We start from the raw sequence: 10004 nt of genomic DNA, 5'->3' as shown, positions 1-10004 counted from the left end.
GCGCTTTGGCGCGAGTCTTACGGATGCCGACAGCAGCGCTGCGGCGGCTTTAGCAAGCCGAAAACCACGTTTTCGGCGCAGCGATCTTCCGCAGAATACGGCTTTGCGTATTCTGCGGACGTCACACTAGAGAGCCACGGTCAGGTCGCCTGCCTGCTGGGCCTGGTGCAGGGCCTTGTCCAGGCGCGCCAGGAAGCTCTCCAGGTCGTCGTCCTTGCGGCACTCGGCCACGCCGCAGGAGAGCGTCACGCGCACTCCCTTGTCGAAGGTGGCCTCGGCGGCGCGGCCGCGCAGGCTCTCGGCCCTGAGCACGGCCGTGGCGCCGCCCACGTGCGGGGCCAGGAGGATGAACTTGTCGCCGCTGAAGCGGGAGAGCAGCTCGTCCTGGCCGAGGTCCTGGCCGAGCAGCCCGGCCAGCGCCTGCAGCACGTCGTCTCCGCCCACCTGCCCCAGGACGGCGTTGACGCGCGCGAAGCGGTCCACGTCCAGGGCCACGGCCGCGAGTTTGGTCCCGTAGCGGCGCACGTACTCCACCTCGCGGCGCAGCACCTCTTCCAGATGCCTGCGGCTGGAAAGCCCGGTCAGGTTGTCGCGGCCCACCCAGGCGTCCAGTTCGGCCCGGGCCTGGGACAGCTCGCGGCGGTCGTCCTCGGCCGCCTGGATGAGGGGCCGCACGACCACGAAGAACTGGTAGAGCAGGATCGCGGCGACGGCCAGGAAGGCGGCGTAGAGCATGCGCCCGGAGTGCTCCTGCTCGGCCTTGTCCACGGCGTGGGCGGCGCGGGCCACGGCGTCGTAGCCGTCGGACAGGGCGTTCACGGCCGCGTCCTGCACGGCGGCGAGTTCCGCGTCGGCCAGGGGCCTGCCTTCGGGCCGGGCCGCGGCGAGGATGCGGGCGAAGTCTTCTGCCTGCGTGCGCAGGACGCCGCGGTCGCTCGGCAGGATGCGGGCCGCCGCGGGCTCGGCCAGGAGACCGGCCACCTCGGGGTCGTCGCCGTAGAGCTCGCGCTCCCCGTCGCCCAGGCGGCGCAGTTCGGCGCGCAGCTCGGCGTGCGACACGGCGTCCTCGCGCGAGGCGAGCACGGCCAGGCGCATGACGCGCAGCTGCTGTTCGCGGGCCAGCTCCGTGACGCGCACGGCCTGTGAATGCACGGCCTGCGCGCGATAGCCGCTGGCCACGGCCACGAGCACGGCGCAGAAGAGAAGCGCCGCCGTGGCGGCGTAATGGATGCGCTGGGCGTTCATGGGGTTCGTCCTTTTGCCCTTTCTCTACCGTCTCGGCCGCGCCACGGCAACCCGCGGTGCGCGCGTCCCGGCAGCGCCCTGCCGTCTTGCGGCAGGAAGACGGATCAGGAGCGGCGGGGAGGGGCTAGAAATCCGGCGTCCACTCGATCTCCAGGGCGCCGCCTATGGAGTGGCCGGTCCTGAGGTTGCTCGTGCTCTGCCCCGCGCTGTCGTAGAAGGAGAGGACGCGCGGCAGGAAGTAGCGGGGGACGAGGCGCACGTCCAGGCCGGGCGTCAGGCGCACGGTGATGGGCAGGCCGATGGAGGTCTCGTTCATGTCCACGTAGCCCTTGTTCTGCACGGTGCTGTTGTCGGCCAGGCGGTAGATGCGGCGGCGGCGCAGGTATTCGATGCCGAACGAGACCCGGCCCGTGTTCTCGGGCGAGATGCCGAGATGGGTCAGGAACCACGTCTTGAGGCGCGATTCGGGCAGGTCCAGGCGCACGCGCAGGCCGAAGCGGGGCAGCACGTTTCCGCCGCGCACGCGCACCGCCGAGGCGTCGCCCTCGAGCCCGAGCCTGAACCCCCTGTAGACGTCCACCGTGGCGTGGCCGAAGACGCCGAGGCCCAGGGCGTCGTCCGGCTGGGTCTCGAAGGCCATGTCGGCCAGCGCGCCCGCGTAGTATTCCAGGCGCTCGTAGTCCCCCCGGAAGAGGTCGCGGCCGACGTAGTAGCGGTGCAGCGTCTCCCAGGGCGTGCCCTGGCTGTTGCCGAAGTGCAGCCGGCTGGCGTTGTTCCAGAAGAAGTCGCGGCGTTCGTAGCCCGCGTTCCACACGCCCCACTTGGCGCGCAGGTCGGTCTCCAGGTCGCCGTACCAGGCCTGGTTGCCGGTCACGCCCACGCGGCCGGACGACCCCTCGGAAAGGCTCACGGAGAATTTGGGGATCGGCGGCAGGGGCTTGGCGGTCTGGCCCGCGCCGGGTCCGGCCTCCGCGGCCTGGGGGACGGCCGCGTCCGGCCCCGCGGCGGCCTGCGCCGGGGCAGCAGCCGTCCCGGCAGACGCCTCGGCAGACGTTTGGGGAGACGCGGCCTCCTGGGCCAGGGCCCGGACGGGGACGGACCATCCGACCCCGAGCAGGAGCGCGGCCAGGCAGCAGGCGAGGAGCCCCGATACGAGACGTGCGGGGCACGGGAGCGGCCGCGGGGACCGGCCGAAGGGCGCGTGAGGCGAGGGGTCCATAGAACGAGCATCCTTGCCTCCGGGGCGACCCGCTGTCAACGCGCGCGGCGCGGCGAGCGCCTTTCCCGGTCCTGCCTCCGCATGCCGCGCCAAGCCCTCCGGGCGCCTTCCCCGGGCGGTCGGCCGCCAGGAAACAGGATTGATCGTTCAATCAACCATCTGATTAAGGCTTGGCACCGCCATTGAAGGCTGCTAAATTGAATTTGTACAGAAATACAAAAGACATCCGCCGGAGAACCGCCTGCAGGGCAGGGGTTCCCGCCGCAATCCGAGGTGGGTCGGGCAGCGGCCATGCGGCGGTATCGTTCGAGGGGGGCCCGGAAGCGCACGTGCGCGCGGACGGGATCCCGGGAGCGCCCGAACGGCCGTTCACCCCGCTGCGCAGGCAGCCGGGAACGGCCGGGTCCCGAGGGTGCGCGGCGCGTCCGGGTGGCAGGGTCTTCAACCCACCGAGGCTTTCATGAAAACGAAAGTGGTCCTTGCATTCATAGTCGTCATCGGCATAGTACTCGCGGCCTGCGCCCTGCTGAGCGGGCAGCCCGCGGTCGCCGCCCTGGCGGCGCTGGCCTGGCTGCTCAGCACGATTTTCCTCGTCATCGCGGGCAGGAGCGCGGCCCGGACCATCGACGCTGTGGCCGCGGGCTACGACGCCCTGCGCGCCGGTTCCTTCGCCGGGTCCGGGGCAGCGGCCCCGCTCATGGACACCGCCCGCCTGCGCGAGGCCGAGAAGGCCTGCCTTTCCCACATCAGGCACCGCCTCGGCCGCGCCGAGGCCATGCTCGCCAACATCATCACCCCCATGGCCGTGATCAACGAGGACGGCACCATCCAGTGGCTCAACGAGGCCATGGTGCGCCTGACCGAGAACAGCGGCGAGCTCGCGGCCTTCCACGGCAAGAGCTTCTCGCGCTTCTTCTACGGCGACGACCGCGAGAACCTGGCCCAGAAGGCCCTGCGCGCAAACGACAAGCAGGGCTCCAAGACCGAGTTCGACACCAGGAAGGGCAACCACAAGTTCATCAGCGTCTTCGCCACGCCCATCCGGGATTCCGAGGGCGGGCTCATCGGCGGCTTCATCTCCGTGGCCGACTTCACCAACGTGGTCAACAAGGAGCGCTTCATCACCAGCCAGAACGAGCGCATCGCGCAGACGGTCAAGGAATCCTCCGCGGTCGTCCTGCGCCTGACCTCGGCCTCGGGCGAGATGAAGACGCAGCTCGAGCGTTCTTCCCGGGACATGGAGGAGCAGCGCACGCGCACCGCCGAGGTGGCCACGGCCATGGAGGAGATGAACGCCACCATCGCCGAGGTCGCCCAGAGCGCGGGCGAGGCCTCGCAGACCGCGGCCCAGGCCAACGACACCGCCGCCCAGGGCGCGGACCTGGTGAACAAGGTCACCTCGGTCATGGAGTCGGTCAACGCCAAGGCCGAGGGGCTGAAGACCGAGATGCAGGACCTGGGCGGACAGGCCCAGGGCATCGGGCAGATCATGCAGGTCATCACCGACATCGCGGACCAGACCAACCTGCTGGCGCTGAACGCGGCCATCGAGGCCGCGCGCGCGGGCGACGCGGGCCGCGGCTTCGCCGTGGTCGCGGACGAGGTCAGGAAGCTCGCCGAGAAGACCATGACCGCCACCAACGAGGTGGCGGGCTACATCAACGCCATCCAGGAGAGCGCCAAGCGCAACATGAGCGCCACGGACGAGACCACGCGCGTCATCCAGGATGCCGACACCCTGGCCCACTCCGCGGGCGACGCCCTGAAGAAGATCCTGGACTTCGTGCGACGCACCTCGGACCAGGTGCTGGGCATCGCCACCGCGGCCGAGCAGCAGTCCGCCACCTCCGAGGAGATCAACCGCTCCACGGACCAGATCCACCGCATCGCCGGGGAGACGGCCGAGAGCATGGCCCAGGCCGCCGAGACCCTGGACGAGATCGCCCGCCTCGCGGACGACCTCGAGACCACCATGACCAGGATGCAGGCGGAGGAATAGCCGCACACGGGCGCACGGTGCCCGTCATGCAGCCACGCGCGGGCCGGGGTTCCGAGAAAGGAATCCCGGCCCGTTCCTTTGCCCGAGGGACCAGGCGAGGACGCGGCGGCCGGACCGCGGCGGCCGCCCATCCGCGTCCGCCCGGACCGCGAGGCGGATCAGGAAGCCTTGGGAACGGGATGCCGGGGCAAAAGGAATGGCGGAGGGCCCCTTTTTCCACGGAGCGTGAAGAGTCCGGGCCCGCGCGTCTGCTGAATACGCGCGGGCCCGAATCTCTTCGCTGCGACGTCGCCGCAAGCGGCTTCGGGGCGGCCTGTCCTCAGCGCGAGAACGGCAGGAAGGCGAGGATCCAGAACAGGCCGATGAGGCAGCCGCCCCAGAGGTCGCTCGGCCAGTGGACGCCGAGCGCCACGCGCGAGGCGAGGCCTATGAGCAGCGCGGCCACGGAGAGGATGGTCACGAGGAGGCTCAGGCTGCCGCGCCCCCTGACCCAGGCCAGGATGGCGATGTAGCCGAAGGTGGTCATGTAGACCAGGGCGAAGATGGAGGGGAAGCCGAAGCCGGTCGGGGTTCCGCTCACGCCGATGAGGTCCGCCGAGGGGCGCGGCCGGGCCACGATGGGCTGCAGCCAGTGGCCGAGCACGAGGGAGAAGAGGAAGATGGGCACGGCGCAGGCGGCTGCCCGCCAGCCGCTGACGAGCCAGGCCACGACGACGGTTCCGGCCAGCAGGACGAAGCAGCCCGGGATGTCCGCTGTACGGCCGATCCAGTGGGCCCAGGCATCGGGCATGGGCACGTTGGTCTGCACCCAGCGCGCGAGGTCGAGGTCGGTGGGGAAGTAGGCCAGCCGGGAGGCCTTGTAGGCGGCCACGGCCGCCGCGAGGGCGACGACGGCCAGCAGCAGCACGTCGAGCACGCCCCGGCGTCCCGGCCTTCGCTTCGGCGACAGGCCGAGGGATTCGTCGTTGATCATGCGGTCTCTCTTTGTTCTCTGGTGTCTGTTCCACCGGCGCACTCGGCCTGCCGGGAAAGACTGCCGCGCGAGGGGGATGAGGAGGCAATCTGGGGAATTCCCGGGACGTACCGGGGCCTGACGGGAACGGGCCCCGGGGACGACCTGACGGCGGGCCCATGAAAGGGCCGGGGCCGCCTGCGGCCGGATGCGCCATTGGGCGCAGACTACCACCCTGGGAGCACATGTCAAAACATTCGGACGCCCAAAGGCGGCGTCATGCGGGCTTCGCGGGGCGGAGCTGTCCTGGCCGCAGGCGTTTTACCGGCACGGACGAAAAGGCGGACAACGGCTGGAAAATCGAGGAGGAACGCGGGGATGAAACTGATGCGGGGCGACCGCGCGGCGATGCCGGAGCGGGCGGGATGCGGGGAGAGCGGAGGCTAGCTGTCGTCGGAGCGTGACCTGGCCCTGGCCTGGGTGCCGGGCTCCTTGGCCTTGTGGGTCGCGGTCTCGGAAGACTGCTTCTTCTTGTGGTGGCGGGAGCGGCTTTTGGCGCTCGGGCCTTCGGCGGTGGTCGCCTTGGAGGCCTTGGCCTTGCGGGAGGCGGTTTTCTTGGATTTCGTGCGGCTTGCGGAGGCGGACTCGACGGAGGCCTTCCTGGAGGCCGAGCGCCGGGACGCCTTCGGGGCGTCGGCCTCGGCCACGAGCGTCGCGGAGGTGGAGCACTCGGCCTCGGCCACCTGGCGCGAGGAATGCTTCCTGGACTTGCGCGAGGACTTGCGGGATTTGGAGGACTTGGAGGACTGGGAGGAGGCCTCGGCCACCTCGGTGGAGCGGCGGTGCCTGCTCTTGACGCGCTGGTACTGGGGCAGGCGGACCTCGGGCAGGGCCTCGGCCACGGTCATGTGGTCCTCGACGGCCATGAAGCCCGCTTCCATGAGGCGGCGGTTCTCGCGGGCGCGCACGCTCGGGTTGGCGGCGCCGAGGATGACGCCGATGAGGCGCGTGTTGCCGCGCTTGGCGGTGGTGATGAGGTTGTAGCCCGAGGCGCAGACCCAGCCGGACTTGAGGCCGTCGGCGCCGGGGCAGCTCTCCAGCAGGGGATTGTGGTTGCGGGTCTGGATGCGGTTGTGCACCAGGGTCTTCTGGGAATGGTACTCCAGGGCCTGGGGATAGGCCCGCAGGTAGTGCTGGGCCAGGATCATCATGTCGCGGGCGGAGGTGATGTGCCCGGGAGCGGGCAGGCCCGTGGGGTTCACGAAGTGGGTCTCGTGCATGCCGATGGCCGCGGCCTTGGCGTTCATGGCGGCCACGAAGTCCGAGACGTCGCCCGCCACGTGCTCGGCCGCGGCGGTGCTGGCGTCGTTGCCCGAGGAGACGGCCATGCCGCGCAGGATGTCGCGCAGGGTGACCTTCTCGTTGGTCTTCAGGTGCATGCGCGAGCCGCCGGTGCGCGCGGCGTCGCCGCTCACGGTGATGACGTCGCCCAGCGACACGCGGCCCTGCTTGATGGCGTCGAAGACCAGGTACATGCTCATGACCTTGGTCAGGGAGGCCGGGGGAATCTTCTGGTCGGCGTTCTGCTCGAAGAGCACCTTGCCGGTGTTGAAATCCATGATGATGGCCGAACGGGCCTGGATCTCGCGTTGCTGATGCGGGGAAGCGGCGGAGGGAAGCGGGGAAAGGCAGAGGATCGCCAGGACGAAGCAGGCGAGGACCAGCCTTACGGGCAGAGCCGCGGCGATCGCACCGCCGGGCCTTACAGTATCATTCCGCATGGGACTCCTTTCCGCAGCGCAGGTGCATCGCGTTTCTCGACACCACCTAACGCCGGGCCGGGGCCAATGCAAGCGGAATCCGCGCCATGCAACGCTTTCATGGAAAAAAGCCCCGCTTCCCGCAGATGTCCGCAACGTCGGGAAACGGGGCTTTCACGCAGCAGCCATGCGCCGCTGCGGTCGAAAGGCGCGCGGGCTAGTCCTTCAGGTGCTCCTGGATGGACTTCACGCCGTCGCGCGGGACCGTGACGGTGCGGCCGTCGAGGTCCTTGAAGGTGTAGGTCTTGGAGCTCTCGTCGTACTCGGGCTGGCCGTGCGCGGTGTACTGCGTGCCGTCGCTCATGGACACCGTGTAGTTGTGCGCGCCGCAGGCGGTGAGGCCGCCCAAGGCGAGCACCAGGACCAAGGCGTAGAGAAAGCGCTTCATGCCTTTCCTCCATGGGGTTTGCGGGCGCTCGGGCATCGTTTCGGCCGCGCGAACGGACACGCGGCCGTGTCTTCCCTTGTGATCGCCTGTACCATGCCCGGGTGGACGCGGCAAGACGAGCCCCCGCCCAGGGCGGCTTCCCGCCCGCATCCGTCCGGATTCGGCCCGAAACGCCGGGCCAGCCCGCCGCCTTGCCCGCCCCCCCCGCATCTTGCCAGCGAGGCCGTTTGGGTATAGGCCGGTGCTGCCCCTCGGGGCGCCTTCGCAACTTCCTAACGGAGACCGCAGTGAACGGATCGGACGGCAGTACTAGACCCCGGGCGCGGAGCAGCCGCGCCACGACAGCACCGGACGCCCCGGTCCGCACGCGGCCCTGACCCTTTCCAGGCCTGCTGCGACCGCCGCCCGGCGGAGACGAGAGGCAGGCCATGGCTCACCACATCTTCATCGACGTGACCGTTTCGTCGCACGGCCGTAACCGTTGCGACCGAAGCGGCGTGCCATGTAGCGGCGGCCGCTTTTTGGCCCCTGCCCGCGCGCGCCGTGCGCCGGGCCCAGGGGCGGGCACGGGCGGTTCCGGCCTTTCGCGTCCGTCTTGGCGTCCGTCCCGGCGCCGTTTCGATCGGGAATGTCCGCGCGCACGGGTGACGCCATGAACATGCAGCAGATGATCTTCAAGCCGGGCCGCACGGAATCCGCCGGGCCCTGGGTCGTGGACGCGGCCATCCTCGCGGGCCTCATCGGCCTCGTGGGCCTGGTGGGCTGGCTGGCCCTGTCCGCGCCGCAGACCGTGAGCGGCCCGGAGATCTCCCTCTCGCTCTCGAGCCTGCCGTGGTACGCGGCCTATTCCGTGGCCCGCATGTTCGCGGCCTACGTGCTCTCCATGCTCTTCTCCATGTTCTACGGCTCCCTCGCGGCGCGCTCGCGCTTCGGCGAGGTCTTCATGCTGCCCGTGCTCGACGTGCTGCAGAGCGTGCCCATCCTCTCCTTCCTGCCCGTGGTGCTGCTCGGCTTCACCGCCGTGCTGCCCGAGAACCTGGCCGTGGAGCTGGCCTCCGTGGTGCTCATCTTCACGAGCCAGGCCTGGAACATCACCTTCGCCTGGTACCAGTCGCAGGTGACCATGCCCAAGGAGCTGAAGGAGGCCAGCGCCAACTTCCGCTTCAACCCCTGGCTGCGCTTCCGCACCCTGGACCTGCCCTTCGCCGGGGTCAGCCTCATCTGGAACAGCATCATGAGCTGGGCCGGGGGCTGGTTCTTCCTCATGGCCGCCGAGATCTTCACCGTGGGCCACCGCGACTTCCGCCTGCCCGGCATCGGCTCCTACCTCCAGGAGGCCGCCTCCCAGGGCAACGTGCGCGCCATCCTCTGGGGGCTCGGCGTGCTCGTGCTGGTCATCGTGGCGCTGGACCAGCTCGTCTGGCGGCCCCTGCTGGCCTGGGGCGAGCGCTTCAAGCTGACCATGGTCGGCAGCGAGGAGGAGCCCACCTCCTGGGTCTACGACCTGCTGCAGGGCTCGAACCTGCTCTGGGCCTTCCACGAGCGCGTCCTCGTCCCGGCCATGGAATGGATCGACATGTTCATCCAGAACCGCGTCCGCCCCTTCGACGGCCGCGTGGAGGAGCGCGCCCCGCTCACCTGGCGCTCGCGCCTGTTCATGGCCGTGGCCGGGGTCTTCGCCGTGATCGTGGCCGCGCAGGCCCTGCGCCTGCTCGGCCATCTGCCCTCGGCCCGCTGGGCCGACATCGCCGTGGGCCTTCTCGCCACCTTCCTGCGCGTCATGGCCGCGCTGGCCGTGGCCATGCTCTGGACCGTGCCGCTCGGCGTGGCCATCGGCTCCAACCCGCGCCTGGCCTCGTTCCTGCAGCCCATGGTCCAGATCGCGGCCTCGGTGCCCGCCACGGCCATCTTCCCCGTGGCGCTCATGTTCCTCGTGGGGCTCACCGGCGGGCTCAACCTCGCCGCGGTGCTGCTCATGCTCATGGGCACCCAGTGGTACATGCTCTTCAACGTCATCGCGGGCGCCTCCACCATCCCCCAGGACCTGAAGGACACCGCGGTGCTCCTCGGCCTGTCGCGCTGGACGCGCTGGCGCACCCTCGTCCTGCCCGCCCTCTTCCCCTACATCATCACCGGCGCGGTGACCGCGGGCGGCGGCGCCTGGAACGCCAGCATCGTCTCGGAGTACGTCAATTTCGCGGGCAGGAACATCTCCACCGTGGGCATCGGCGCCATCATCGCCCAGGCCACGGCCAGGGGAGACTATCCCCTGCTCCTGGCCGGGACCATGAGCATGGTCGTCACCGTGGTCCTGTTCAACCGCCTCGTCTGGCGCAGGCTCTACCGCCTGGCCGAAGAAAAGTTCCGCATGGAGTGATGCC

7 protein-coding genes are annotated in these 10004 nt (G+C 69.9%); 2 read left to right on the top strand and 5 right to left on the bottom strand.

The window, feature by feature from the left end:
• Positions 1-126: 126 nt before the first annotated feature.
• Together DSX2_RS09705 and DSX2_RS09700 are read right to left on the bottom strand one after the other, a co-directional pair.
• Entirely contained in the window at positions 127-1245 is a 1119-nt protein-coding gene (locus tag DSX2_RS09705) for a diguanylate cyclase (protein WP_020880851.1), read from the bottom strand.
• Positions 1246-1369: 124 nt separating this feature from the next.
• Entirely contained in the window at positions 1370-2464 is a 1095-nt protein-coding gene (locus tag DSX2_RS09700) for a hypothetical protein (RefSeq protein ID WP_020880850.1), read from the bottom strand.
• Between the two features lie 460 nt (positions 2465-2924).
• Between DSX2_RS09700 and DSX2_RS09695 the strand changes: the two genes are divergently transcribed.
• Positions 2925-4463, top strand: a complete 1539-nt coding sequence (locus DSX2_RS09695; protein ID WP_020880849.1) for a methyl-accepting chemotaxis protein — start codon at positions 2925-2927, stop codon at positions 4461-4463.
• Positions 4464-4782: 319 nt separating this feature from the next.
• Here the strand turns inward: DSX2_RS09695 and DSX2_RS09690 are convergent, their stop codons facing one another.
• The 3 genes from DSX2_RS09690 to DSX2_RS09680 all read right to left on the bottom strand — a co-directional run bounded on the left by DSX2_RS09690 (position 4783) and on the right by DSX2_RS09680 (position 7623).
• Positions 4783-5436: a phosphatase PAP2 family protein gene (locus DSX2_RS09690; RefSeq protein WP_020880848.1), complete on the bottom strand. Its 654-nt coding sequence runs from the start codon at positions 5434-5436 to the stop codon at positions 4783-4785.
• Between the two features lie 422 nt (positions 5437-5858).
• Positions 5859-7196 (bottom strand): D-alanyl-D-alanine carboxypeptidase family protein, encoded by a 1338-nt coding sequence (locus DSX2_RS09685; RefSeq protein ID WP_020880847.1) that lies wholly within the window; start codon positions 7194-7196, stop codon positions 5859-5861.
• Positions 7197-7392: 196 nt separating this feature from the next.
• Complete coding sequence (locus DSX2_RS09680) at positions 7393-7623, bottom strand: YgdI/YgdR family lipoprotein (protein ID WP_020880846.1); 231 nt, start codon at positions 7621-7623, stop codon at positions 7393-7395.
• Positions 7624-8251: 628 nt separating this feature from the next.
• Between DSX2_RS09680 and DSX2_RS09675 the strand changes: the two genes are divergently transcribed.
• Positions 8252-10000 (top strand): ABC transporter permease subunit, encoded by a 1749-nt coding sequence (locus tag DSX2_RS09675; protein WP_236615101.1) that lies wholly within the window; start codon positions 8252-8254, stop codon positions 9998-10000.
• Positions 10001-10004 lie beyond the last annotated feature (4 nt).

The organism is Desulfovibrio sp. X2 (assembly GCF_000422205.1).
In the GTDB taxonomy this organism is placed as follows: Bacteria; Desulfobacterota; Desulfovibrionia; order Desulfovibrionales; family Desulfovibrionaceae; genus Alkalidesulfovibrio.
The sequence above is the reverse complement of the archived record's forward strand: the minus strand, read 5'-3'. Positions and strand labels throughout refer to the sequence as shown.

Excerpts from the sequence above, each read along its gene's own strand:
- DSX2_RS09695 (WP_020880849.1), top strand. The coding sequence starts at position 2,925 with ATGAAAACGAAAGTGGTCCTTGCATTCATAGTCGTCATCGGCATAGTA.
- DSX2_RS09680 (WP_020880846.1), bottom strand. The coding sequence starts at position 7,623 with ATGAAGCGCTTTCTCTACGCCTTGGTCCTGGTGCTCGCCTTGGGCGGC.
- DSX2_RS09705 (WP_020880851.1), bottom strand. The coding sequence starts at position 1,245 with ATGAACGCCCAGCGCATCCATTACGCCGCCACGGCGGCGCTTCTCTTC.
- DSX2_RS09685 (WP_020880847.1), bottom strand. The coding sequence starts at position 7,196 with ATGCGGAATGATACTGTAAGGCCCGGCGGTGCGATCGCCGCGGCTCTG.
- DSX2_RS09690 (WP_020880848.1), bottom strand. The coding sequence starts at position 5,436 with ATGATCAACGACGAATCCCTCGGCCTGTCGCCGAAGCGAAGGCCGGGA.
- DSX2_RS09700 (WP_020880850.1), bottom strand. The coding sequence starts at position 2,464 with ATGGACCCCTCGCCTCACGCGCCCTTCGGCCGGTCCCCGCGGCCGCTC.
- DSX2_RS09675 (WP_236615101.1), top strand. The coding sequence starts at position 8,252 with ATGTCCGCGCGCACGGGTGACGCCATGAACATGCAGCAGATGATCTTC.